The sequence below is a fragment of the Shigella sp. FC1661 genome (genome assembly GCF_001712525.1).
Taxonomy (GTDB): domain Bacteria; phylum Pseudomonadota; class Gammaproteobacteria; order Enterobacterales; family Enterobacteriaceae; genus Escherichia; species Escherichia coli.
The window spans coordinates 1-919 of record NZ_MDGW01000387.1 but is presented as its reverse complement, the minus strand read 5'-3'; the positions used below and the strand labels follow the sequence as shown (position 1 = coordinate 919).

Below are 919 nucleotides of genomic sequence, written 5' to 3'. Positions count from 1 at the left end.
GCCCGTTGACGGACTTCGGGGGAAAAACGAGTATTTTTAGTCATCCTGTTTACCTCTTTCTCAGGAAGTTTAGTCTCCAGGATTCCCGGGGCGGTTCACAGGGGGGAGATTACGCCGCCCTGCGGCGTTCCTCGACCCCGTGCCAGCATTGCTCCATCCGGCATTTGCACCGGTGCCTTCAGCCTGCGCTCAATGTACATCACCACCCAGCGTGCCTGAGTATGATGCTGCACTGTCTTCAGTAGCAGGTCATGATCGATATCATCAAAGAAGCCTTTAATATCGACTTCCACCACCCAGTCAAACTTCCAGCAGCGTTTCCTCGCCTGCGCAATCGCCTGGTGTGCGGATTTACCCGGTCGATAACCATACGAGTCTGCATGGAACAGGGGTTCCAGTACCGGCTCGAGTATCTGCTTAACGACCATCTGGGCGATCCGGTCCGACACGGCCGGAATACCGAGCGGACGTACACCACCGTCAGCTTTGGGAATGTCCACACGCCTTACCGCCTGCGGCATATAACTGCCGGAAGCCATTCTGTTCCACAGTTTGTAGAGATTGTCTGTAACATTCTCGTCAAACCCGGCCAGTGTCTGCCCGTCAATGCCTGCCGCCCCACGGTTGGCTTTTACTCGTTTATAAGCTTCCCATACCTGTCGTTTACTTACAGGAAATGGCTTTGCCGATTTTACAGCAGTCCTCCCATCGGCATTGTCGCCCGTGGTTGCCGCCGCACCATCAGCACAATGGGGCAAGCCCTTTGCTCCGGACCCATTACGGTCCTTCACCGCTACTACGGTTTACTCCGTCCCTGTACCATTTTTCAGCGTTCCCCAGAAGCTTTCCATCGGAGCGTTGTCGTAACAGTGACCTTTACGCGACATTGATGTTTTCAGACCAGACTGCTCCTGTATGA

The 919-nt window shown here is 54.4% G+C and carries 1 pseudogene; it reads right to left on the bottom strand.

What is annotated here, in order from left to right:
• Positions 1-98: 98 nt before the first annotated feature.
• Positions 99-758, bottom strand: a pseudogene (locus BFF42_RS18630) (reverse transcriptase domain-containing protein); the annotation flags it as partial.
• Positions 759-919: the final 161 nt, after the last annotated feature.